This window comes from Streptomyces sp. NPDC015139 (genome assembly GCF_043079785.1).
GTDB lineage: Bacteria > Actinomycetota > Actinomycetes > Streptomycetales > Streptomycetaceae > Streptomyces > Streptomyces albidocamelliae.
In genome coordinates, this window is sequence record NZ_JBIBUW010000002.1 from 243572 (window position 1) to 265705 (window position 22134).

The window sequence follows — 22134 nt, forward strand, 5'->3', positions numbered from 1 at the left end:
AACTTTGCCGTTCCGACCCGTTCCTGACGAGTCGTCAGTTCAGTAATCTGACAATGCGTCAGTTTTGTTGGCTGTCTCACAGGAGCGGGCGGAACGATGCTTGGATCAACCCACGGCACCCTCACCACCGACTCCCGCCGGGCCCGGGTCATCGCCTGCGGTGAGCAGCGGCCCGGCCCCGCCGTCCACGGCCGTACCGACGATCCGGCCGATCTCGACGTCAGCGGACGCCCGCTGTACGCGGACGTGCCCGATCTCGCGCGGTTCTTCCGGCCCGAGTCCGTCGCCGTGGTCGGCGCCTCGGACGCCGAGGGCCGGCCGAACACCGGGATCACCCGGCAGCTGCTGGCCTGGGCCGAGCGGGTCGGCGCCCGGGTGCATCCGGTGCATCCGAGCAGGCAGGCCGTGTTCGGCCTGCCCTGCGTGGCCTCCGTCGCCGAGCTGCCCGAGCAGGTCGACCTGGCCGTCCTGCTGGTCGCCGACCCCCTCCCGCTGGTCGGGGAACTGGCCGAGGCCAAGGTGCGGTTCGCGGTCGCCTTCGCCTCCGGATTCGCGGAGACCGGCGAGGCGGGCGCCGAGGCCCAGCGGCTCCTCGCGGACACCGTGCGCCGCTCGGGACTGCGGCTGCTCGGCCCGAACACCAACCTCAACGCCTTCGAGCGCTTCCGGGAGGACCTGACGGGACCCGCCATCGCGCTGATCACCCAGTCCGGGCACCAGGGCCGGCCCGTCTTCGCCCTCCAGGAACTCGGCATCCGCCTCTCGCACTGGGCGCCGACCGGCAACGAGGCCGACCTGGAGACGTCGGACTTCGTCTCCTGGTTCGCCGAGCAGCCCGAGGTCGGCGTCATCGCCGCCTACGTCGAGGGGCTGAAGGACGGCCGCGCCTTCCTGCTGGCGGCGGACCGTGCCGCCCGCCGCAAGGTGCCCGTGGTCGCCGTGAAGGTGGGCCGGACCGAGACCGGGGCCCTTACGGCCGCCTCCCACACCGGCAAGCTGACCGGCGCCGACGACGTGGTGGACGCGGCGATGCGGCAGTACGGCGTGATCCGCGTCGACGGCCTGGACGAACTCCAGGACACCGCCGCCCTGCTGGCCCGGGCCCGGACGCCCCGGGCCGACGGGGTCGCCGTCTGCTCCATCTCCGGCGGCACCGGCGCCCACGTGGCCGACCTCGCCACCGCGGCCGGCCTGCGCCTGCCCCGGCTGTCCGAGGCCAAGCAGGCCGAACTGCACCAGTGGATACCGGAGTACCTGAGCGTCGCCAACCCGGTGGACAACGGCGGCCACCCGGTCGGCGACGAGCGCGGCCGGAAGATCATCGACGCGATCCTCGCCGACCCCGCGGTCGGGGTGCTGGTCTGCCCCGTCACCGGTCCCTTCCCCCCGCTCAGCGACCGGCTCGTACGGGATCTGGTCGAGGCCGCCGAGGAGACCGACAAGCTGGTGTGCGTGGTGTGGGGCTCACCGGTCGGCACCGAGCCCGCGTACCGGGAGGTCCTGCTCGGCTCCTCCCGCGTGGCCACCTTCCGGACCGTCGGCAACTGCCTGTCCGCCGTCCGGGCCTGGCTGGACCACCATCGCTTCGTGAGCGGCTACCGCTCCCCCTTCGACGAGGCCCCGCGCACCCTGTCGCCCTCCTTCCGCAAGGCCGAGGCCCTGATGCAACCGGGCCGGCAGCTCAGCGAGCACGCGGCCAAGCAGCTGCTGCGCGCCTACGGCATCCGGGTGCCTCGGGAGCAGCTGGTGACCAGTGCGGCGGGTGCCGTCCGCGCCGCCGGGCAGGTCGGCTACCCCGTGGTGATGAAGGCCTCCGGCGGCCAGATCGCCCACAAGACCGAGCTCGGCCTGGTGAAGATCGGGCTGACCTCGGCGAGCCAGGTCCGGGACGCCTACCGCGAGCTGACCGACATCGCCCGCTACGAGGGCGTCGCGCTGGACGGCGTGCTGGTGTGCCAGATGGTGGAGCAGGGCGTGGAGATGGTCGTCGGGGTCACGCACGACGAGCTGTTCGGGCCGACGGTGACCGTGGGGCTCGGCGGCGTGCTGGTGGAGGTGCTGCGCGACGCGGCGGTCGGGGTCCCGCCGTTCGGCGAGGAGCAGGCCCGGGACATGCTCGCCGGGCTGCGGTGCCGGGCGCTGCTCGACGGGGTCCGGGGCCGGCCGCCGGCCGACCGGGACGCCTTGGTGGAGGTGGTCCTGCGGGTGCAGCGCATGGCCCTGGAACTCGACGGCCACATCGCCGAGCTGGACATCAACCCGCTGCTGGTGCTGCCCCGGGGGCAGGGCGCGGTGGCACTGGACGCGCTGGTGGTGTGCCGGTGACCGGGGTCGCCCACGAGGTCCGTGAGCAGGTCTCCCACATCACGCTGACCCGCCCCGAAGCCCTCAACGCGCTCACGCCCGCGATGCGGGACCGGCTCGTCGACCTGCTGGCGGCGGCCTCCGCGGACCCGGAGGTCCGGGCGGTGGTCCTCACCGGCACCGGACGCGGCTTCTGCGCGGGCGCGGACCTGCGGGGCGGTGCGTCCGTCTCCGGCGAACGCGTCACCGGGGACGTGTCGCGCACCCTGCGCCTGGGCGCGCAGCGCCTGATCGCGTCGGTGCTGGACTGCGAGAAGCCGGTGCTGGCGGCCGTGAACGGCACGGCGGCCGGGCTCGGCGCGCACCTGGCTTTCGCCTGCGACCTGGTCCTGGCGGCGGAGTCGGCCCGTTTCATCGAGGTGTTCGTCCGCCGCGGCCTGGTCCCGGACGGCGGCGGCGCCCATCTCCTCCCCCGGCTGATCGGCCCGCAGCGGGCGAAGGAGCTGATGTTCCTCGGCGACGCGGTCCCGGCCGCGGAGGCGGAGCGGATCGGCCTCGTCAACCGGGTCGTCCCGGACGGCGAGCTGGAGAAGACGGCGCGCGAGTGGGCGGCCCGCCTGGCCACGGGCCCCACCCGGACCCTGGCCCTGACCAAGGCCCTGGTCAACGCGTCCCTCGACACCGACCGCACCACCGCCTTCGCCGCGGAGGCCACCGCCCAGGAACTCAACCTGACCACCCGGGACGCCGCCGAGGGCCTCCAGGCCTTCACGGAACGCCGGGCGGCGGAGTTCCGGGGGCGGTGACGTCCCGCTCAGAGCCGGTTCCGCCCTTCCTTTCTGACATGCCGTCAGCTTCAATGGAAGGATGATGGGACACGCAGGGGCGGCGGCCGCCGCCGTCCGGTATCTGGGGCCCAGGCCCGTGGAGGCGTTGCCACGGCCGGAGTTGCGGTGTGTGCGTCAGGACGAGCGGGCGCCCGTGGAGCCGGGCGAGTTCCGGCGGGTGCTGGGGGCCTTCGCGTCCGGCGTCACGGTGATCACCGCGCCGGCCGGGGACGCCTCCGGGGGCCCCGCCGGGTTCGCCTGCCAGTCCTTCTCCTCCCTCTCCCTCGAACCGCCCCTCGTCTGCTTCATGGTGGGCCGCTCGTCCACGACCTGGCCGCGCATCGCCCGCGCCGGCGTCTTCTGCGTCAACGTGCTCGGCGCCGGCCAGGAGGAGCTGTGCCGCGGTTTCGCGGTGAGCGGCGCGGACAAGTTCGCGGGGGTCGCGTACGACACCGCGCCCGTCTCCGGCGCCCCCCGGCTCGCCGGCGTGGCCGCCTGGATCGACTGCGCCGTGCACGCCGTGCACACCGGGGGCGACCACCTGATCGTCGTGGGCCGGGTGGACGCCCTCGGGGCGGAGGGGCCGGGCGAACCGCTGCTCTTCCACCGCGGCCGGTTCGCCCGGCTGGACGGCGGCTGAGGCACCGGCCCGCGTCAGGCCGCGACGGACAGCCGCGGCGCCGGGCTGCGGCGGATCACCAGGGACATCAGGGCCGCCGCCGCGCACAGGGTGCCGGAGGCGTACCAGACCAGGTCGTAGGAGCCGAAGACGTCACGGGCGACGCCCCCGAGGTAGGCGACGAGCGCCGCTCCCACCTGGTGGGAGGCGAGGACCCAGCCGAAGACGATGGCGCTGTCCTCGCCGAACTGCTCACGGCACAGGGCGAGGGTGGGCGGCACGGTGGCCACCCAGTCGAGGCCGTAGAAGACGATGAAGAAGAGCATCGGCGGATGCACGGCCGGGCCCAGCAGCATCGGCAGGAACACCAGGGAGATGCCGCGCAGGGCGTAGTAGACGGCGAGCAGCCGGCGCGGTTCGTAGCGGTCGGTGAACCAGCCGGAGGCGATCGTGCCGACCACGTCGAACACCCCGATCACCGCGAGCAGCGAGGCCGCCGTCGTGATGGGCATGCCGTGGTCGTGCTCGGCGGGCACGAAGTGGGTCTGCACCAGGCCGTTGGTGGACGCCCCGCAGATCGCGAACGTGCCGGCGAGCAGCCAGAAGGTGCCGGTGCGCACGGCGCCCGACAGGACCGAGACCGTACGGCGGGCCGCCCCGGTGACCGGAGGCGGCTTGGGCACGAACTCCGTGGCGCCGTACGGCTTCTGGCCGACGTCGGCCGGATGGTCGCGCAGCAGCAGCCAGACGAAGGGGACGACGGCGAGCGCGGCCAGGGCGACCGTGACGGACGCGGGGCGCCAGCCGTGGCGGTCGACGATCCAGGACAGCAGCGGCAGGAAGATCAGCTGCCCGGAGGCCGAGGCGGCGGTGAGGATGCCGCTGACCAGCCCGCGCCGCTCGGTGAACCAGCGGTTGGTGACGGTCGCCGCGAAGGCGAGGGCCATCGCGCCGGTGCCGAGTCCGACCATCAGGCCCCAGCACAGCAACAGCTGCCAGGCCGCCGTCATCCACACGGTCAGGCCCGAGCCGGCCGCGATCACGGTCAGTGCGACGGCGACGACCCGGCGGATGCCGAAGCGGTCCATCAGCGCGGCGGCGAAGGGGGCGGTGAGGCCGTACAGCGCGAGGTTGATGGAGACGGCCGCGCCGACCGTGCCGCGCGACCAGCCGAAGTCCTCGTTCAGCGGGTCGATGAGCAGACCGGGCAGGGAGCGGAAGGCCGCCGCGCCGATGATCGTGACGAAGGTGACGGCGGCGACGAACCAGGCGCGGTGCACGCGGCTGGGCCGCCCGGCGGGCGGGACCTCGACGGGGGCTGCGGCTGGGCTTGTCTGAGTCACGTCATAGAGCTTCCGGTCCGCGGCCCCGCGCAACGAGTGGCCCGAAGGACAGTGTTCGCTAGGATCGGGCCATGACTGTCGACGAGGAGTTCCGTCCGCACCGGGTCGCCGTCCTCGCCCTGGACGGGCTGCTGCCCTTCGAGCTGGGCATCCCGCACCGCATCTTCGGCCGCCCCACGGACGGGCGAGGGCGGCTTCTGTACGACGTCGTGACGTGCTCGGTACGGCCGCCCGGCCCGGTGGAGACCGACGCCGACTTCGCCGTGCACGTCCCCCACGGACCCGAGGCCCTGGCGAGCGCCGACACGGTGATCGTCCCGGCCTCCTACGAACTGGGCCCGGTCTTCGAGGAGGGCCGGTTGACCGACGAGCTGGCCGCGGCCCTGGCCCGCGTGCGTCCCGGCACCCGGCTCGCCTCCATCTGCACCGGCGTGTACGTCCTCGCGGCCGCCGGCTACCTGGACGGCCGCCCGGCGACCACGCACTGGGCCGACGCCGAGCGCTTCCAGCGGCTGTTCCCGAAGATCAGGGTCGACCCGGACGTGCTGTTCATCGACGACGGGGACGTGCTGACCTCGGCCGGGGTGGCCGCCGGCATCGACCTGTGCCTGCACATGGTGCGCCGCGACTTCGGCACCGCCGTCGCCAACGACGTGGCCCGCCGCACGGTCGTACCGCCGCACCGCGACGGCGGCCAGGCGCAGTACATCGAGCGCCCGGTGCCCGACCCGCAGCTGTCGACCACGACCGCCGCCCGCGCCTGGGCGCTGGGCCGCCTCCACGAACCGATCCAGCTGCGCGACATGGCCGGGCAGGAGTCGATGTCGGTCCGCACCTTCACCCGCCGGTTCCGCGAGGAGGTGGGCGTCAGCCCCGGCCAGTGGCTCACCCGGCAACGGGTGGAGCGCGCCCGCCACCTGCTGGAGTCCACCGAGCTGTCGATGGACCAGGTGGCCCACGAGGCCGGGTTCGGCACGGCCCAGTCGATGCGCCAGCACCTCCAGCAGGCCCTGGGGGTGACCCCGACGGCTTACCGGCGCACGTTCCGGGCGGCGGTGAACGCGGTCTAGGACGGGTCCGGGAAGCGGCCTAGAAGGTGAGCACCGCCCGTGCCACCCGCCCCGCCTCCGCGTCCGCGCGGGCCTTCTCGAAGTCCTCCACCGGGTAGGTCGCCGTCACCAGTTCGTCGAGCAGCAGGCGGCCCTCGCGGTACAGGTCGGCGTAGAGGGCGATGTCCCGCTGGGGGCGCGAGGAGCCGTAGCGGCAGCCCAGCACGGACTTGTCCAGGTACAGCGAGGAGACGAGGAAGGACGCCTCGGCCGTGGCCGGCGGCACACCGAGGAGGACCGCCTGGCCGTGCCGGTCGAGGAGGTCGATGGCGGCACGGATCAGCTCCACGCGGCCGACGCACTCGAAGGCGTGGTCGGCACCCGTCGGCAGGAGCTCACGGACCCCCTCGACGGACGTCAGGAAGTCGGTCGCGCCGAACCGCCGGGCCGCCTCCTCCTTGGCCGGGTTGGCGTCCACGGCCACGATCCGAAGGGCGCCCGCCAGCCGTGCGCCCTGCAGCACGTTGAGCCCGATCCCGCCCGTGCCGATGACGACGACGCTGTCCCCGCGGTCCACCCGGGCCCGGTTCAGCACCGCGCCCACCCCCGTGAGCACCCCGCACCCGATCAGCGCGGCCGAGGCGGGCGGGATGTCCTTCGGGATCCGCACCGCCTGGACGGCCTTGACGACCGTGCGCTCGGCGAAGGCCGAGTTGGACGCGAACTGGTACACCGGGTCCGTGCCCCGGGTGAACGGCCTTCCCGGGCGCCCGATCGCCTGCCGGCACATCGTCGGCCGGCCCCGGTCGCACTCCGCGCACGTCCCGCAGTTGGCGAGCGTGGACAGCGCCACGTGGTCGCCGGGCGCGACGTGCGTGACCCCGGCACCGACCGCCTCGACCACCCCGGCGCCCTCGTGGCCCAGCACCACCGGCACCGGGAAGGGGATGGTGCCGTCCACCACGGACAGGTCGCTGTGGCACAGCCCCGCCGCCGAGACCGCCACCAGCACCTCACCGGGCCCCGGCTCGCGCACCGCCAGGTCGTCGACCACGCGGACCCGGCTGCCGTCGAACACCACACCACGCATCACACGGCCCCCTTGGGCTCTCTGGGCAGACCGAGCACCCGCTCGGCGATGATCGTGCGCTGGACCTGGTCCGAGCCGCCGTAGATGGTGTCGGCCCGGGAGAAGAGGAACAGGTGCTGCGCCGCGTCGAGTTCGTACGGCGCGGCCGGCGACCAGGCGGTGGGGCCCGCCGCCGCCGTCGCCCCCCGGACCCGGACGGCCAGCTCCCCGAGCCGCTGGTGCCAGGTGGCCCACAGCAGCTTGGCCACGCTGGGCGCGCCCGGGTCGCCGGAGCCGCCGAGGGTGCGCAGCGCGTTCCAGCGCATGGTGCGCAGCTCGGCCCACTGCCGTACGAGCCGCTCCCGCAGGACGGGATCGTCGAGGCCCCCGGTCTCGGCGGCGGTGGCCACGACCTTGGCCAGCTCCTCGGCGAAGCCGATCTGCTGGGCCAGGGTGGACACCCCGCGTTCGAAGCCGAGGAGGCTCATCGCGACCTGCCAGCCCCGCCCCTCCGCCCCGACGACGTGCTCCGCGCGCGCGTGCGCCCCGTCGAAGAAGACCTCGTTGAACTCGCTGGTGCCGGTCATCTGGCGGATGGGCCGCACCTCGACGCGGCCCGGCTGGTCCATCGGGACGAGCAGGAAGCTCAGTCCGTGATGGCGGCGGGAGCCGGGATCGGTGCGGGCGAGCACGAAGCACCAGTCGGCCTCGTGGGCGAGGGAGGTCCAGATCTTCTGGCCGGTGATCCGGTAGTGCGGCCCCTCCCGTACGGCCGCGGTACGGACGCCGGCCAGATCGGAGCCGGCGCCGGGTTCGCTGTAGCCCTGGCACCACAGTTCCTCGCCCGCGGCGACCGGGGGCAGGAACCGGGCCTTCTGCTCGTCGGTGCCGTGGAGGAGGAGGGTGGGCGCGAGCAGGTTCTCCCCGATGTGCCCCGAGCGCGGCGGCGCCCCCGACCGGGCGTACTCCTCGGCCCAGGCGACCTGCTGGGTGAGGGTGGCGGCGCGGTTGCCGTACCCCTGCTCGGGCCAGCCGAGCCCGATCCAGCCGGCCTTGCCGAGGGTCCGCTCCCAGGTCCGCCGGTCCGTGCCGGCGCCGGCGTGGGCGGCGAGCCAGTCCCGGACCTCGGCGCGGAACGTCTCGTCTTCCTGACTGAACCCGAAATCCATGTGGACCGCCTTGCGTCGAGTGTCCGGAGCTGGATGGCCGCGAGCGCGTCGGGCGCCGGAGCCTGTCGTTCGGATCGGGCCGGCCCGGCTCACGGTGCCGGCAGGCCCTAGGCGTTGGGCCGGGTACCGCTGCGCGCCGCCTCCTCCATCGCGGCCACCCGCGCGAGCATCGGCATCGGGTCCACCCCCACGGAGCCGGGCAGGAACTGCGCGATGCGTTCGGGCGTCCATCCGCCGGAGGCGAACGCGGCCCGCAGCTCGCGCGGCTGGGCCCACACCGCGATCTTCGGCCCGGCGATCGTGTACACCTGCCCGGTGACGCCGTGCTCCTTCGCGCCGTCGGACAGCAGGTAGACCACGAGAGCGGCGACGTCCTCCGGCTCACCGATCTCCGCCAGCTCCATCGGCACGTTCGCCGACATCCTCGTACGCGCCACCGGGGCCACCGCGTTGGCGGTCACCCCGTACTTGTGCAGGCCCAGCGCGGCACTGCGGACCAGCGAGATGATCCCGCCCTTGGCCGCGCTGTAGTTGGCCTGGGAGACCGAGCCCTGGTGGTTCCCGCTGGTGAATCCGATGAGCGTGCCGGACCTCTGGGCGCGCATCACGGCGGAGGCCGCCCGGAAGACGGTGAAGGTGCCCTTGAGGTGGGTGGCGACGACGGGGTCCCACTCCTCCTCGGTCATGTTGAACAACATCCGCTCGCGCAGGATGCCCGCCACGCAGACGACCCCGTCGAGGCGGCCGTAGGAGGCCAGGGCCGTGTCCACGACCCGCTGCCCGCCGGCCATGGTGGCGATGTCGTCGGCGACCGCCACCGCCTCGCCGCCCGCCGCCTCGATCTCCTTGACGACGGCCGCGGCGACCTCGCTGGCCGGTTCGGTGCCGTCGGCGGCGACCCCGTAGTCGTTGACGACGACCTTCGCGCCCTCGGCCGCCGCGGCGAGGGCGACGGCACGCCCGATGCCGCGTCCGGCGCCGGTCACGGCGACCACCTTGCCTGCCAAGAAGTTCCCCACGTCCGGCCCCTTCCCGCGGTTTCTGACGGTCCGTTAGATTTTATGGCGCGTCGGACGCGCGGACACAAGCCCCGGGGAGGCACCGGATGGCACTGCCGGAGGAGTTCCACGAGATCGCGAGGCGGGTGAACAACTGGGGGCGCTGGGGCGCCGGCGACGAGCTCGGCACGCTGAACCTCGTCACCGACGAGGTGGTGCGGCAGGCCGCCGCCGAGGTCCGCACCGGCCGCCGCGTCCCGCTCGCACTGCCGCTGCGGCAGGACGGCGTGCAGACCGGGATGATCCCGGGCCGGGTCAATCCGCTGCACGCGATGGTGCAGACCAACCAGGAGCTGTTCGGCCCGGGGACGGTGGCGTGCAGCGACGACGTCGTGACCATGGGGCTACAGGCGGGCACCCACTGGGACGCGCTCACGCACGTCTCGCACTCCGGCCGGCTCTACAACGGCCGTCCGGCGCACACGGTCACCGCGCACGCCGGTGCCGAGTTCAGCGGCATCGACAAGGTGCGGCACGTCGTCTCGCGCGGGGTGCTGCTGGACGTGGCCCGCGCACGGGGCGTGGACCGGCTGGCGGGGGATCACGCGGTCACGCCGGAGGACCTGGCGGCGGCGGAGGAGTTCGGCGCCGTCCGCGTCCGGGCCGGGGACGTCGTGCTCGTCCGTACCGGGCAGGTGCAGGTGTACCTGGCCGGGGACAAGCACGGATACGGCTATCCGTCGCCGGGTCTGTCGGTGCGCTGCCCGGAGTGGTTCCACGCGCGCGACGTGGCGGCCGTCGCGAACGACACGCTCACTTTTGAAATCTTTCCTCCCGAGATCGACAATCTCTGGTTGCCGGTGCACGCCCTGGACCTGGTGGAGATGGGGATGCTCCAGGGACAGAACTGGAATCTCGAAGAGTTGTCCACAGCCTGTGGACAAGAGCGGCGGTACGCGTTCCTTCTGTCGGCGATGCCCGAGCCGTTCGTGGGCGCGACGGGGACCCCGGTGGCACCGGTGGCGATCCTGTGAGAGTGAGAGCGAGGGTGAGGGGTCCGGCGCCGGGACACCGGCGTCCGCGGACGTGACGCGACATGCCCGGCCGGCGGCGCGTCTCCCCCCGGAGTCGCGCGCACGCCGCCGGCCGGTGCGACCCACACTCGGCGAGGACCGCCCTGCCGCGGCCCTCGCCGTCCCCTCGCGGCGAATCGACGCCCACCAGCGTGATCAGTCGGCCAGGGGCAGTCAACGCCGCAACGGCGATTTGTCGCCTACGTCCGGTTCACGAGACCCGCGCACGGGTGCACCCCCGGCGCATCCCGGCGCCGGGGGGCTACACGGCTTCGAAGGCGAGGTCCTCGTAGGCGGACAGGCCGCTCCCGTACGCCATCGCCGCGCTTCGACGGGGCCCCGAACAGCGGTCCAGTTCGCACCAGATGCTCTTGCCGGCGCCGTCCGGGCTCCAGCCCCAGCGATCGGCCAGGCAGTCCACGAGCGCCAGGCCCCGGCCGCCGGTCGCGTCGTCGGCGGCGCACCGCGGCACGGGGGCGCGGGAGCTGCTGTCGGCCACCTCCACCCGGACCGTGGCGGAGGGCGGGGGCTCCGCCAGCGGGACCGGCAGGGAGAGCCGCAGCACGGCCGGACGGCCGGTGTGCACCACGGCGTTGGTCACCAGCTCGGAGACGAGCAGGATCAGAGTCTCGGCCAACGGCTCGTCGACCCCTATGCCCGACCCGGCGAGTCGCGAGCGGGCCCACTTCCTGGCCCGTCCCACCTCCGCGGGGTCGGGCCGGATCTCCAGCTGCACTTCAAGCACCTGCACCGCTCACACCATCCGAACCGGCGGACACATGAACCGACGCCGGCCGGACGCCGCGGTGCGAACCGCGGCGATCGGCACGACGAGGGCCACGATCGTAGCCATTTTCTGCATGGCCAGGACAACGGGCCAGAGCAAGGGTCACGGACCGTGATTCCCTTGCACGGCAGCATGGTTGACGTACAGTCACCCCAACAAGCGCTTCGGGCATATTCCAGCGCGAAGGAGTACGCGTAGGGCATACTGTGCGACGCTCGTGCCGGGGAGTCGAACAGACGGCGGCCGGCACTCCGACCGCCCCGCGAACAGCGGCGCGCACCGCGCTGACCGGCACCACCCCAGGGGCACCACCGGCACGGCTCGTGCTCGCAGCCACTCGCATCCCACACAAGGTACCCGAGCGGACAGCCGACTCCGGGACGTGACGAGTCCCGGGAAGGACACAACCCGGTATCGACGCTCAGTGATTCCGCGGTGCCACGATCCGCGACATCTTGGGCCAAGGCTTCGCCGGTGGCGCCGCCCGGGACGCCGCCGCCCGCTCAGATTCCGAGCCGCGCCGCGAGGAGTTCCTCGCTCCAGACGCTCCCCCCGCCGCGACGGGCCCGCACCCAGGCCCGCTTCAGGTGCAGGTGGACGTCCGCCTCCCAGGTGAACCCCATCCCGCCGTGCACCTGGAGACAGTCCCGGGCCCCGCGTACGGCGGCCTCGTCGGCGAGCAGCCGGGCGGCCGCGATGTCGGCGGGATCGGCGGTCACGGCGGCCGCGTAGACGGCCGCCCGCGCGGTCTCGGCCCGCACCAGCAGGTCCGCGCACAGGTGCTGGACGGCCTGGAAGGCCCCGACCGGCCGCCCGAACTGCTCTCGCGTCCGGGCGTGTTGCACGGCCAGCTCGCACACCTGTGTGGCGGTGCCCAGCTGCTCGGCCGCGGTGAGGAGGGCGGCCACCGGATCCGGGGCCCCGGCGGCGGACGCGCGGCCGCCGTCCGCGGGCAGCCGGTGCAGCGGGGTGAGCGGGTCGACCGACCGCATCGGTACGGCCCCGGCGGCCTCCCCCCGTACGACGTCGGCCGCGTCCAGCCACTCCACCAGCACCCCGTCCACGGCGGCCACGACCGTCTCCCCGGTGGCCGCGCCGGGTACCGACCCGGCCGCGAGGTGCGTGGCCACGAGCGGCCCGGGCAGCAGGGCGCGCCCGGCCTCCTCGAAGGCCAGCACCGCCTCGGGCAGGCCCGCTCCGACCCCGCCGTCCGCCTCCGGCAGCCGCAGCGCGAAGAAGCCCGCCCGCCCCAGTGCCCGCCACAGCTCCCGGTCGACACGGCCCGGCGTGTCGACGGCCGCGCGCAGTTCCTCCCGCCCGAACTGCCGTCCCAGCAGGTCCCGTACGCCCGTCCGCAGCGCCCGCTGGTCGTCGGTGAGTCGGAAGCGCACGCTCATCTCCCCCTGGGCAGGCCGAGGATGCGCTCGGCGACGATGTTGCGCTGGATCTGCGAGGTACCGGCGGCGATGGTGTACGACAGCGAGGAGAGCCGGTCGAGGACCCACGGGCGGTCCAGGTCGAGGCAGTCCGGACCGAGCACGTCGGCGGCGGTGTCGTACAGGTCCTGCCGGGCGTGCGAGTACCGGAGCTTGAAGACCGAACCGCCGACACCCGGCACCCCGCCGCCGGCCTCCGCCTCGCTCACCTTCCACTGGGTCAGCCGCCACAGCGCCCGGAACTCCGCGTCGAGCCGTCCGAGCCGCCGGCGCAGCGCCGGGTCGTCCCAGGTGCCGTTCCGCCGGGCCGCGCGGGCGAGTTCGTCGAGGACGCGGCGGCAGGCGACGACCTCGCCGACGAAGGCCGTGCCGCGCTCGAAGGAGAGGGTCACCATGGTCACGCGCCAGCCGTCGTTCTCCGCGCCCACCCGGTTGGCTGCCGGCACCCGCACCTCGTCGAGGAACACCTCGGCGAACTCCGCCGACCCGGCGAGCGTGCGCAGCGGCCGTACGGTGACGCCCTCGGCGTCCATGGGCAGGGCGAGCCAGGTGATGCCCCGGTGGCGGGGCGCGTCCGGGTCGGTGCGCACCAGCAGTTCGCACCAGTCGGCGACCTCGGCGTGCGAGGTCCAGATCTTGGACCCGGTCACCACGTAGTGGTCGCCGTCCCGCCGCGCCCGGGTGCGCAGCGCCGCGAGGTCGGAACCGGCGCCCGGTTCGCTGAACCCCTGGCACCACACCTCCTCGCCGCGCAGGATCGGCGGCAGCCAGCGCTCCCGCTGCGCGGGCGTGCCCTCGGCGGCGATGGTCGGGCCCGCGTGGAGCAGTCCGACGAACCCGGCACCGACGTAGGGGGCCCCGGCCCGCTCGGTCTCCTCCAGGAAGATCAGCCGGGTGGTCGGGGAGGCGTCCCAGTGGACGTCGGCGTACCCGGCGTCGTACAGCATCCGCTGCCAGCCGAGGTCGTAGGCGCGGCGGCCGGGCCAGTCGTCGGGCGTGGGCGCGGCCGGCAGGGTGGGCAGCACCTTGGTGAGCCATTCCCGCAGCCGGGCCCGGAACCCCTCCTCCTCGGGCGTGCAGGAGAGGTCCATCAGCGGTCGAGGTCCAGGCCCAGCATGCGGATGGCGTTGCCCCGCATCAGCTTGTGGACGGTCTCGTCGTCGAGGCCCTTCACATGGTCGAGGGCGACCTCCTTGGTGTGCGGGAAGGTCGAGTCGACGTGCGGGTAGTCGGTCTCGAAGGTGGCGTTGTCCCGGCCGACGGCGTCGATCGAGGCGACGCCGTGCTTGTCGCGGAAGAAGCAGCAGTAGATCTGCCGGTAGTAGTACGTCGACGGCGGCTCGGGGACGAGATCGCGCACCCCGCCCCAGGCGCGGTGCTCCTCCCACACGTCGTCGGCGCGCTCCAGGGCGTACGGGACCCAGCCCATCTGCCCCTCCGAGTAGGCGAGGGTGAGCCGCGGGAACTTCACCAGGACCCCGCTGAAGAGGTAGTCCATCATCGAGGCCATCGCGTTGTTGAAGCTGAGCGAGGCCTGTACGGCGGGCGGCGCGTCCGGGGAGGCGGCGGGCATCTGCGAGCTGCTGCCGATGTGCATGTTGACGACCGTGCCGGTGTCCTGGCAGACGGCGAAGAAGGGGTCCCAGTACCCGGAGTGGATGGACGGCAGTCCGAGGTGGGTGGGGATCTCGGAGAAGGTGACGGCCCGCACCCCGCGCGCGGCGTTGCGCCGGATCTCCGCGACGGCCAGGTCCACGTCCCACAGCGGGATCAGGCACAGCGGGATGAGCCGGCCGCCGCTGTCCCCGCACCACTCCTCCACCATCCAGTCGTTGTAGGCGCGGACGCAGGCGAGGGCGACCTCCTTGTCGTGCGCCTCGGCGAAGGTCTGGCCGCAGAAGCGCGGGAAGGTCGGGAAGCAGAGGCTGGCCTCGACATGGTTGAGGTCCATGTCCGCGAGGCGCGCCTTCGGGTCCCAGCAGCCGCGCCGCATCTGCTCGCGGGTGATGCCCTCGAGGGTCATCTCGTCGCGGTCGAAGCCGACGGCGGCGATGTTGCGCTTGTACGGGAACTTCAGGTCCTCGTAGATCCACCAGTCCGTCTGCTGGCCCTCGGGGTCCATGGTGATCCGGTACTTCCCGCCGACGTAGGCCAGCTCCCCGATCCCGGCGGTCAGCGGCCTGGGTCCGCGGTCGCGGTACCGGGCGGGCAGCCAGGTCTCGAAGAGATGGGCGGGCTCGATCACGTGGTCGTCGACGCTGATGATGCGGGGCAGTTCGGTCGCCATGGGTCCCCTCCGCCGGACGGTACTTATCTGATGGTCCGTCAGATAGCATGGCACCTGACGAGTCGTCAGCCAAGGAGGGGGCAGACGTGAACGAGACCCCGCACTCCCTGAGTTCCGCCCGCACACTGTGGGACCTGGTCGTCCGCCGTGCCGCCCTCACCCCCGGCCTGCCCGTTCTCCTCCAGGGCGAGCGCCGGCTGACCTTCGGTGAACTGCGCACGCGCGCCGAGCGCGTCGCGGCGGGCCTGTACGGGATGGGCGTACGGCCCGGCACGGTGGTCGCCTGGCAGCTGCCCACCCGGATCGAGACCGCCCTGCTCTCCTTCGCGCTGGCCCGCCTCGGCGCGGTGCAGTCCCCCGTCATCCCCTTCTACCGGGACCGCGAGGTCGCATTCGCGCTGCGCGCGTCACGGGCGGAGTTCTTCGCGGTCCCCGGCGTGTGGCGGGGCCACGACCACACGCAGATGGCCCGGCGGCTGGGCGCCGAGGGCGTCTTCGAGGCGTACGACGACCTGCCCGACGGCGACCCGTCCGTCCTCCCGCCCCCGCCGGCCGACGGCACCTCGGTCCGCTGGATCTACTGGACCTCGGGCACCACCTCCGACCCCAAGGGCGTGCTGCACACCGACCGCTCCCTGATCGCGGGCGGCTCGTGCCTCGCCCACGCGCTGCGGCTGACCGGGGCGGACGTCGGCTCGATGGCCTTCCCCTACGCCCACATAGCCGGCCCCGACTACACGGTGATGCTGCTGCTGTACGGCTTCCCGGCGGTGATGTTCGAGCACTTCGCACTGCCGGACGCGCTGGCGGAGTACCGGCGGCACGGTGTGACGGTGGCCGGCGGCTCCACCGCCTTCTACTCCATGTTCCTCGCCGAGCAGCGCAAGCGGCCGGGCATGAAGGTGATCCCGTCGCTGCGGCTCCTCGCGGGCGGCGGCGCCCCCAAGCCGCCCGAGCTGTACCACTCGGTGGTGCGCGAGATGGACGTCCAGCTCACCCACGGCTACGGCATGACCGAGGTGCCGATGATCACCATGGGCGACCCGGAGGACACCCCCGAGAACCTCGCCACGACCGAGGGCCGACCGCCCGCGGGCATGGAGATCCGGATCGTCGACGGCGAGGTGCGGCTGCGCGGCGAGGCCGTCTGCCGGGGCTACCTGGACCCCGCCCAGACCGCGGAGGCCTTCGACGGGGAGGGCTTCCTGCGCACCGGCGACCTGGGGCGGCTGACCGGCTCGGGGCATCTCGTGCTCACCGGCAGGCTGAAGGACGTGATCATCCGCAAGGGCGAGAACATCTCCGCCAAGGAGATCGAGGACCTGCTGGCGGCGCATCCGTCGGTGGGGGACGCGGCGGTGGTCGGCCTGCCGGACGCGGAGCGCGGGGAGCTGGTGTGCGCCGTGGTGGAACTCCGCTCCGGCGCGGCCGGGCTGACGCTGCCGGACGTCGTCTCCCACCTGCGGGAGCGGGGCCTGTCCGTGCACAAGCTGCCGGAGCGGCTGGAGGTGGTGGCCGCCCTGCCGCGCAACGACACCCTGCGCAAGGTGCTCAAGTACCGGCTGCGGGAGCGCTACTCGGGCACCGTGAAGTAGCGGGCGAACGCCGGGATGACGTCCGGCTCGCCGACGCTGCCGTCGCCGTCGGTGTCGAGCCCGGCGGCGGTGACCCCGGCGACGTCCTCCGGCACGTGCAGCACGCGCAGCACGCGCGCGGTGTCCGCGACGGACAGGCGGCCGTCGTCGTCCGTGTCCGCGACCGCGAGCGCGGCGTGCAGGAAGGGGCGGGCGATCTCGCCGAAGCGCTCGGGGTTGTCGCGCAGCCGCTTGACCGCGCCCGTGACGAACTCCTCACGGGTGATCCGCTGGTCGCCGTCCCGGTCCGCGATGCCGGCCATGCCCTGCCAGAAGGCCTCCGCTCCGGCGTACAGCGCCTGACCCTTGTCGGAGCGGGCCGTCACGCCGAACTCGGTGAGCAGCGCCTTGGCCGCCGCACTGAAGTCCTCGCGGTCGATGGTGCCGTTGCCGTCCTGGTCGAAGGTGGCGAAGCGGGCGGCGATCCTGTGTTCGTACTCGGAGCTGACCATGTCTGTTCGGGCCGCCTTACCTGTGCGTGGGGTGATCTGCCAGGGAGCGTACGACGCGGGGGGCCGTCGGGCGGCGGGAAACCGACGGTTGTGCCAAGACCGGGGGAATTCCGCGACACCGGTGTGGCCTTGTCGCGAAGACGCCGGTACGTCTCCGCCGGGCCGGCCCCGGGCGGGTGCGGATCAGGCCGAGAGGGGGCCGGCCTCGTCCGTGGTCGCGGAGTCGAGGTCGGGGTGGACGTCGAAGAGCCGGCGGACACCGAGCGCGCCGAGGACCCGGTTGACGTGCGAGCCGTCGTCGGCGCCCCGGTCCGGCAGGATCAGCCGCAGCCGGCCCTGGCAGGAGCGGAGCAGCCGGCGGGCGGCGACGAGCACGCCGACCCCGCTGGAGTCGCAGAAGAACACGTCGGAGAGGTCCACGACGAGGTCGTGGTTCCCCTCCGCCACGACGTCGTGCACGTGTTGCCGCAGTACCGGCGAGGTCATCAGGTCCAGTTCCCCGGACACCCGGAGCACGGCCCACTCGCCCTGTTCGACGCCGGTCACCTTGAATGTCACGGCAATGCCCCTCCGCTCGCCGGATCTCCCGGAACCGCCCGGAAACGGAAGCAGTTCCTACGCTTCATTTCGCGCAGCTGCCCAGCGGCCGTTCCCTGAAACGTGGAGCGACAAACCGACAGAGGTCGACAAGGGGCTTGTTTCGGTCACTATCGATCCTGTTCGATCGGAGATGCACACGCTTTGCGTGAAGGTTGTGTGAAGAGGGCACTATCACCTGCGGTGCTTCGGGGGGCGCACATTGACACAAAGGGGCGTGCGTTGTCGGACGTGCCGACTACATTCGAGAGGGCAGCGCAGACACGCTGGACGGGCCGGGACACGGACGAGGGGAGGGGACCGCATGGCCGGGAAGGACGCACCACCCCGCTGGGACCGCAAGATGCAGCAGCGGCTCGCCCGCGGTGAGGCGGCGGCCCTCGGCGAGCTGTACGACCGTTTCGCCTCGCTCGTGCACAACCTCGCCCACCGCGTCCTCGGCGACGAGAAGGCCGCCGACGCCGTCACCCGTGAGGTCTTCGCCCACGTCTGGGAGCACCCGGAGAGCTACGACCCCAAGCAGGGCCCGCTGCGCTCCTGGGTCGCCGCCGTGGCCCACCGGCTCGCGGTGCGGCGGCTGCGCGACAGCGAGACCGCCGCGCTCCCCCGCCAGGGCGGGGGCTCCCCGGAGGAGCTGGAGCTGAAGGTGCGCCGCGCCTCCGTCGCCGCCCGCGCCGACTACATCGTCCACTCCATGCCCGCCCCGCTGCGCGCCGCGCTGGAACTGGCCTACTTCCAGCGGCGCGACTACCGCCAGACCGCCACCGACCTCGGTGTCACCGAGGACGAGGCCCGCCGCCGGCTGCGCCTCGGCCTGCAACTGCTCTCCACCGCGCACGACGCCGGGAAACCCCCGGGATACGGGGGTGCGGTGTGAGCGGGACGGGACGGTTCGAGGCCCACGAGGAGCCCGGCGGGCACGACGACCACGACGGCCGCGACGGCTTCGGGGAGGCGGGCCGGCGCGAGGAGCACGAGGGGTTCGAGGCCGCCTCCGGCCGGGGTGAGCGGGAACACACCGGCGACGGCGCGGGCTCCGGCTCGGGCGACGTGCCGCACGGCCCCGGCGGACCGGGCGGACCCGATCCCGCGCGGCCCCCGCGCATCCCGATGCCCCGCGCCTCCGTCGAGGACAGCGGGCGCCCGCTGCCCGACCTCGCCGACCTGGGGGACCTCCTGCCCGTACCGCTCGACCTGTCCCACGACGTCCTGAAATCGCTCCTCGGCGCCTGGGCGCTGGCCGCCTGCTCGGCGGCCGAGACGGCCGCCGTCGAGGTGCACCTGGGCGACTGCGGAAGCTGCGCCGACGAGGCCCGCCGGCTGCGCGAGGCGGTCGGACTGCTGCACCAGCCGGAGAGCCTCGACCTCGATCCGGCGCTGCGCACCCGCGTCCTGGAGACCTGCCTGGACCGCCGGCCGCCGCGTATCCCGCTGCCCGAGTGGGCGGCGCCCTACGACGCGGAGACCGCCCGACTGGACGCGCTGCTCCAGGACTTCGGGGACGCGGAGTGGCACGCGCCGGTGCGGCTGCGCTGGTTCGAGGCCGACGGCGCCACCAGCCGCCGTACGACCGTCGCCGGGGTGATCGCGCACCTGCTGTCGGTGGACGGGCTGATCGCGGCCGCGATCGGCCTGGAGGACCCGCTGGCCGGCGTCCCCGCACCCGCTCGGGGCCGGACCGGCCCGGCCGGGCGGACCGAGGCGTTCTGGCAGGCCTCCCACTTCCCGCCGACCCGCTCCGTACGGGCGCCCTGGCGGGAGCAGAGCCACGGCCTGGTGCGGACGGTGGCCTTCACCGGCAGCCACGCGGGCGGGCTCGCGGTGTCGTACGGCGACTTCGAACTGCCGCTGCACGACGCGATGCTGGACCGCGCCTTCGAGTGCTGGGTGCACGCGGAGGACATCGCGGAGGCGGTGGACTACCCCTACGAGCCGCCGGCGCCCCGGCACTTGAACAAGATGATCGACCTGGCGGCACGGATGCTGCCGGTCGCGCTCGCGGAGCGGCGGCGGGCGGGGCTCTCCACGCCGGGGCCCACCGCGCACCTCGTCCCCGCGGGAACGCCGGGGCGCACGCTGCGGCTGGAGATCGAGGGCGCCGCGGGCGGCGAGTGGCTGATCCCCCTGGACTCACCGGCGGCGGTGGGCTCGGCGGACCGCGAGGTGGCCCATGTCGCCCTGGACGGTGTCGAGTTCTGCAAGCTGGCGGCCGGTCACCTGTCACCGGAGGAAGCGGCGGCCGGCCAGGACGGCGACCGCCAGGCGATCAAGGACGTGCTGTACGCGGCCGCCGGGCTCAGCAGGATGTAGGGCCGGCCACGGACCTAATCCCTCGGGTCAGCGGCCCGGGAGGCGTTCGGTGATCTCCTGGAGTGTCCAGGCGTTGCCGTCCGGGTCGGTGAACGACGCGAACGACCCGTAGCTGGTCCGGTCGGGGTCCGGGCCGGGCACCTGGTGCTTGGTGCCCGCGTGATGGAAGACTCCGCCCGCGTCGTGGAACACCTCGCTCACGTCGACGCCCTTGCCGGCCAGCTCCGCACGTGCCGCCTCGACGTCCGGGACGACGAGGTGAAGACCCTCGACGGACCCCGGCGCGGCCGAACTCACCTCGCTGCCGAAGATCACCGAGCAACCGGACCCCGGCGGCGTCACCTGCACCACCCGGAAGCCGTCGTCACCGGAGACATCGGCGTCCAGCCGCCATCCCAGACCCGCGTAGAAGTCCTTCGACCGGTCGGCATCGGCGACGGGGATCACTACGACTTCGAGTTTCATGTCCACGGTGGAGTCCTCCTGCCCGCACGGCAGCTGTACGCGTCACCGGTCGCCACGTGTCCCGCGCTCAGGCGGCGCCGGGCCGGCCTGCCATGCGGTGGGCGAGGGAAAAGACCCCTTCACGATACTGCGTCACCGCGACGGCGCCACTTCTGACGCCGCGCCGTGCGGGCCCGCGGGCGGCCCGGAGTCCGGGCCCCCGAACTCCCTGGGATCTCAGGCGAATACGACCGTACGGCGGCCGTTGAGCAGGATGCGGCGCTCCGCGTGCCACTTCACCGCCCGCGCCAGCGCCTGGCACTCCACGTCGCGGCCGATGGCCACCAGCTGGTCCGGAGTCACGTCGTGGGCGACGCGCTCCACCTCCTGCTCGATGATCGGGCCCTCGTCGAGGTCGGCCGTGACGTAGTGCGCCGTCGCGCCGATCAGCTTCACGCCCCGCGTGTGGGCCTGGTGGTACGGCTTCGCGCCCTTGAAGCTCGGCAGGAAGGAGTGGTGGATGTTGATGATCCGGCCGCTGAGCTTCTTGCACAGGTCGTCCGAGAGGACCTGCATGTAGCGGGCGAGGACGACCAGTTCGACCTTCTCCTCGCGCACGATCTCCAGCAGCCGCGTCTCGGACTCCGCCTTGGTGTCCTTCGTCACCGGGAGGTGGTGGAAGGGGATGTTGTAGGAGCCCACCAGCTCCTCGAAGTCCGTGTGGTTGGAGACCACGCCCACGATCTCCACGGGCAGCGCGCCGATCCGGGCCCGGAACAGCAGGTCGTTCAGGCAGTGCCCGAACTTGCTGACCATCAGGACGATGCGCATCTTCGCGTCGGCCCGGTTGATCTGCCAGTCCATGTGGAAGGAGTCGCCGATCGCGGCGAAGCTCGCCCGCAGCTTGTCCACCGTCACGGGCGCGTCGGCCGAGAAGTGCACGCGCATGAAGAACAGACCCGTGTCGTGGTCGCCGAACTGCTGGCTGTCCTCGATGTTGCAGCCGGTCATGAAGAGATAGCTGGACACGGCGTGCACGATGCCCTGCTTGTCCGGGCAGGACAGCGTGAGGACGTACTGATCGGCCGGGGCGGGGCTCGCGGACTGCTCGTTCATGCACTACAGGGTCCCACACCGGCCCCGTACCGGCCGCCGCCGTCCGCCACGCGGACCCGCCGTCCGCTAGGCGGACCGGGTGAGGATCCGCAGCACGTCCAGCGTCTTCGGCGCCACGTCCGGATCGTCGCCGTCGCTCGCCGCCATCCGCACGTGCGCGTCCCGCGCCGCCCGCACCGCCTCCGGCCAGCCGGGGTGCTCCACGTACGTGGCGACGGGGGCGTCCGGCCCGGCCTGGTGCATGATCCGCAGGACCCGCAGCACGGCGGTGTCGACGAGCGCCGCCTCCTGCGAGTCGCGGAATATGGTGCCGACGTATTTCTCCGCCGACCAGTTGTCCAGCCAGGTGTCCTCCACCAGCCGGTACACGGCGTCGGTGACGTCGCCGTACCCGTCCACACCGGCCAGCCAGACGTCCCGCTGGAACACCGGGTCGGAAAGCATGTGCAGCGCCGAGCGCACGTTGCTGCGCCAGCGCCACCACGGCATGTCGTTCAGGGGCATGCCACCCATGGTGGAGGAGCGACGGCCGCGACGGGAAGAGTTCTCCGAACCTTGCACGGTCATCGATCGTACGTTCCCCGTCACACCAGTCCCACCGGCCCCTGTAATTCACCTCG

At 73.1% G+C, this 22134-nt stretch carries 21 protein-coding genes; 8 read left to right on the top strand and 13 right to left on the bottom strand.

Annotated features, from left to right (window positions below; genetic code table 11):
* Positions 1 to 96 precede the first annotated feature (96 nt).
* The 3 genes from ACF08B_RS05580 (at position 97) to ACF08B_RS05590 (ending at position 3771) form a co-directional block, all read left to right on the top strand.
* A complete protein-coding gene (locus tag ACF08B_RS05580; protein ID WP_392316226.1) occupies positions 97 to 2325 on the top strand; it encodes an acetate--CoA ligase family protein in 2229 nt (742 codons plus the stop codon).
* The gene (locus tag ACF08B_RS05585; RefSeq protein WP_392316227.1) at positions 2316 to 3110 is read left to right on the top strand and encodes an enoyl-CoA hydratase/isomerase family protein; all 795 of its coding nucleotides are present in this window, start codon (positions 2316 to 2318) and stop codon (positions 3108 to 3110) included. Before ACF08B_RS05580 ends, ACF08B_RS05585 begins: the two co-directional genes overlap by 10 nt.
* Before the next feature lie 64 nt (positions 3111 to 3174).
* The gene (locus ACF08B_RS05590; protein WP_392316683.1) at positions 3175 to 3771 is read left to right on the top strand and encodes a flavin reductase family protein; all 597 of its coding nucleotides are present in this window, start codon (positions 3175 to 3177) and stop codon (positions 3769 to 3771) included.
* A 14-nt stretch (positions 3772 to 3785) separates the two neighbouring features.
* Here the strand turns inward: ACF08B_RS05590 and ACF08B_RS05595 are convergent, their stop codons facing one another.
* Positions 3786 to 5093 carry an MFS transporter gene (locus ACF08B_RS05595; RefSeq protein WP_392316228.1) on the bottom strand — a complete coding sequence of 436 codons (1308 nt, stop codon included), beginning with the start codon at positions 5091 to 5093 and terminating at the stop codon, positions 3786 to 3788.
* Between the two features lie 71 nt (positions 5094 to 5164).
* On the opposite strand from ACF08B_RS05595, the gene ACF08B_RS05600 reads away from it, so the two are divergent.
* Positions 5165 to 6163 carry a GlxA family transcriptional regulator gene (locus tag ACF08B_RS05600; protein WP_392316229.1) on the top strand — a complete coding sequence of 333 codons (999 nt, stop codon included), beginning with the start codon at positions 5165 to 5167 and terminating at the stop codon, positions 6161 to 6163.
* Between the two features lie 19 nt (positions 6164 to 6182).
* Here ACF08B_RS05600 and ACF08B_RS05605 read toward each other — a convergent pair whose 3' ends face one another.
* The 3 genes from ACF08B_RS05605 to ACF08B_RS05615 form a co-directional block, all read right to left on the bottom strand.
* Complete coding sequence (locus ACF08B_RS05605) at positions 6183 to 7232, bottom strand: Zn-dependent alcohol dehydrogenase (protein ID WP_392316230.1); 1050 nt, start codon at positions 7230 to 7232, stop codon at positions 6183 to 6185.
* Positions 7232 to 8380: an acyl-CoA dehydrogenase family protein gene (locus ACF08B_RS05610; protein ID WP_392316231.1), complete on the bottom strand. Its 1149-nt coding sequence runs from the start codon at positions 8378 to 8380 to the stop codon at positions 7232 to 7234. Before ACF08B_RS05610 ends, ACF08B_RS05605 begins: the two co-directional genes overlap by 1 nt.
* 107 nt (positions 8381 to 8487) lie before the next feature.
* Positions 8488 to 9399 (bottom strand): SDR family NAD(P)-dependent oxidoreductase, encoded by a 912-nt coding sequence (locus tag ACF08B_RS05615; RefSeq protein WP_392316232.1) that lies wholly within the window; start codon positions 9397 to 9399, stop codon positions 8488 to 8490.
* 86 nt (positions 9400 to 9485) lie between these two features.
* On the opposite strand from ACF08B_RS05615, the gene ACF08B_RS05620 reads away from it, so the two are divergent.
* Positions 9486 to 10412, top strand: coding sequence for a cyclase family protein (locus ACF08B_RS05620; protein ID WP_392316233.1), 927 nt, complete (start codon positions 9486 to 9488; stop codon positions 10410 to 10412).
* 301 nt (positions 10413 to 10713) lie between these two features.
* On the opposite strand, the gene ACF08B_RS05625 is transcribed toward ACF08B_RS05620, so the two are convergent.
* The 4 genes from ACF08B_RS05625 to ACF08B_RS05640 form a co-directional block, all read right to left on the bottom strand.
* A complete protein-coding gene (locus ACF08B_RS05625) occupies positions 10714 to 11187 on the bottom strand; it encodes an ATP-binding protein (RefSeq protein WP_392316684.1) in 474 nt (157 codons plus the stop codon).
* Positions 11188 to 11741: 554 nt separating this feature from the next.
* On the bottom strand, positions 11742 to 12629 hold the full coding sequence (locus tag ACF08B_RS05630; protein ID WP_392316234.1) for an acyl-CoA dehydrogenase family protein: 888 nt from the start codon (positions 12627 to 12629) through the stop codon (positions 11742 to 11744).
* A gap of 2 nt (positions 12630 to 12631) precedes the next feature.
* A complete protein-coding gene (locus tag ACF08B_RS05635; protein ID WP_392316235.1) occupies positions 12632 to 13765 on the bottom strand; it encodes an acyl-CoA dehydrogenase family protein in 1134 nt (377 codons plus the stop codon).
* The gene (locus ACF08B_RS05640) at positions 13765 to 14961 is read right to left on the bottom strand and encodes an amidohydrolase family protein (RefSeq protein ID WP_123437112.1); all 1197 of its coding nucleotides are present in this window, start codon (positions 14959 to 14961) and stop codon (positions 13765 to 13767) included. Before ACF08B_RS05640 ends, ACF08B_RS05635 begins: the two co-directional genes overlap by 1 nt.
* A 47-nt stretch (positions 14962 to 15008) precedes the next feature.
* On the opposite strand from ACF08B_RS05640, the gene ACF08B_RS05645 reads away from it, so the two are divergent.
* Complete coding sequence (locus ACF08B_RS05645) at positions 15009 to 16556, top strand: class I adenylate-forming enzyme family protein (RefSeq protein ID WP_392316236.1); 1548 nt, start codon at positions 15009 to 15011, stop codon at positions 16554 to 16556.
* Here the strand turns inward: ACF08B_RS05645 and ACF08B_RS05650 are convergent.
* Both ACF08B_RS05650 and ACF08B_RS05655 read right to left on the bottom strand, forming a co-directional pair.
* Complete coding sequence (locus ACF08B_RS05650; protein WP_392316237.1) at positions 16535 to 17047, bottom strand: EF-hand domain-containing protein; 513 nt, start codon at positions 17045 to 17047, stop codon at positions 16535 to 16537. The genes ACF08B_RS05645 and ACF08B_RS05650 overlap by 22 nt on opposite strands.
* 183 nt (positions 17048 to 17230) lie before the next feature.
* Positions 17231 to 17611, bottom strand: coding sequence for an STAS domain-containing protein (locus ACF08B_RS05655; RefSeq protein WP_392316685.1), 381 nt, complete (start codon positions 17609 to 17611; stop codon positions 17231 to 17233).
* A gap of 337 nt (positions 17612 to 17948) precedes the next feature.
* Between ACF08B_RS05655 and ACF08B_RS05660 the strand changes: the two genes are divergently transcribed.
* Together ACF08B_RS05660 and ACF08B_RS05665 are read left to right on the top strand one after the other, a co-directional pair.
* Positions 17949 to 18521, top strand: coding sequence for an RNA polymerase sigma factor (locus ACF08B_RS05660; RefSeq protein ID WP_392316238.1), 573 nt, complete (start codon positions 17949 to 17951; stop codon positions 18519 to 18521).
* Positions 18518 to 19954: a maleylpyruvate isomerase N-terminal domain-containing protein gene (locus ACF08B_RS05665; protein ID WP_392316239.1), complete on the top strand. Its 1437-nt coding sequence runs from the start codon at positions 18518 to 18520 to the stop codon at positions 19952 to 19954. Before ACF08B_RS05660 ends, ACF08B_RS05665 begins: the two co-directional genes overlap by 4 nt.
* A gap of 27 nt (positions 19955 to 19981) precedes the next feature.
* Here ACF08B_RS05665 and ACF08B_RS05670 read toward each other — a convergent pair whose 3' ends face one another.
* The 3 genes from ACF08B_RS05670 to ACF08B_RS05680 form a co-directional block, all read right to left on the bottom strand.
* The gene (locus ACF08B_RS05670) at positions 19982 to 20425 is read right to left on the bottom strand and encodes a VOC family protein (protein ID WP_392316240.1); all 444 of its coding nucleotides are present in this window, start codon (positions 20423 to 20425) and stop codon (positions 19982 to 19984) included.
* Between the two features lie 210 nt (positions 20426 to 20635).
* The gene (gene purU / locus ACF08B_RS05675; RefSeq protein ID WP_392316241.1) at positions 20636 to 21514 is read right to left on the bottom strand and encodes a formyltetrahydrofolate deformylase; all 879 of its coding nucleotides are present in this window, start codon (positions 21512 to 21514) and stop codon (positions 20636 to 20638) included.
* 66 nt (positions 21515 to 21580) lie between these two features.
* The gene (locus ACF08B_RS05680) at positions 21581 to 22081 is read right to left on the bottom strand and encodes a hypothetical protein (protein WP_392316242.1); all 501 of its coding nucleotides are present in this window, start codon (positions 22079 to 22081) and stop codon (positions 21581 to 21583) included.
* Positions 22082 to 22134: the final 53 nt, after the last annotated feature.

Coding starts and splice junctions, on each gene's coding strand:
- ACF08B_RS05640 (WP_123437112.1), bottom strand. CDS start 14,961: ATGGCGACCGAACTGCCCCGCATCATCAGCGTCGACGACCACGTGATC.
- ACF08B_RS05590 (WP_392316683.1), top strand. CDS start 3,175: ATGGGACACGCAGGGGCGGCGGCCGCCGCCGTCCGGTATCTGGGGCCC.
- ACF08B_RS05645 (WP_392316236.1), top strand. CDS start 15,009: ATGGCACCTGACGAGTCGTCAGCCAAGGAGGGGGCAGACGTGAACGAG.
- ACF08B_RS05635 (WP_392316235.1), bottom strand. CDS start 13,765: ATGGACCTCTCCTGCACGCCCGAGGAGGAGGGGTTCCGGGCCCGGCTG.
- ACF08B_RS05605 (WP_392316230.1), bottom strand. CDS start 7,232: ATGCGTGGTGTGGTGTTCGACGGCAGCCGGGTCCGCGTGGTCGACGAC.
- ACF08B_RS05680 (WP_392316242.1), bottom strand. CDS start 22,081: ATGACCGTGCAAGGTTCGGAGAACTCTTCCCGTCGCGGCCGTCGCTCC.
- ACF08B_RS05610 (WP_392316231.1), bottom strand. CDS start 8,380: ATGGATTTCGGGTTCAGTCAGGAAGACGAGACGTTCCGCGCCGAGGTC.
- purU (WP_392316241.1), bottom strand. CDS start 21,514: ATGAACGAGCAGTCCGCGAGCCCCGCCCCGGCCGATCAGTACGTCCTC.
- ACF08B_RS05580 (WP_392316226.1), top strand. CDS start 97: ATGCTTGGATCAACCCACGGCACCCTCACCACCGACTCCCGCCGGGCC.
- ACF08B_RS05620 (WP_392316233.1), top strand. CDS start 9,486: ATGGCACTGCCGGAGGAGTTCCACGAGATCGCGAGGCGGGTGAACAAC.
- ACF08B_RS05660 (WP_392316238.1), top strand. CDS start 17,949: ATGGCCGGGAAGGACGCACCACCCCGCTGGGACCGCAAGATGCAGCAG.
- ACF08B_RS05650 (WP_392316237.1), bottom strand. CDS start 17,047: ATGGTCAGCTCCGAGTACGAACACAGGATCGCCGCCCGCTTCGCCACC.
- ACF08B_RS05600 (WP_392316229.1), top strand. CDS start 5,165: ATGACTGTCGACGAGGAGTTCCGTCCGCACCGGGTCGCCGTCCTCGCC.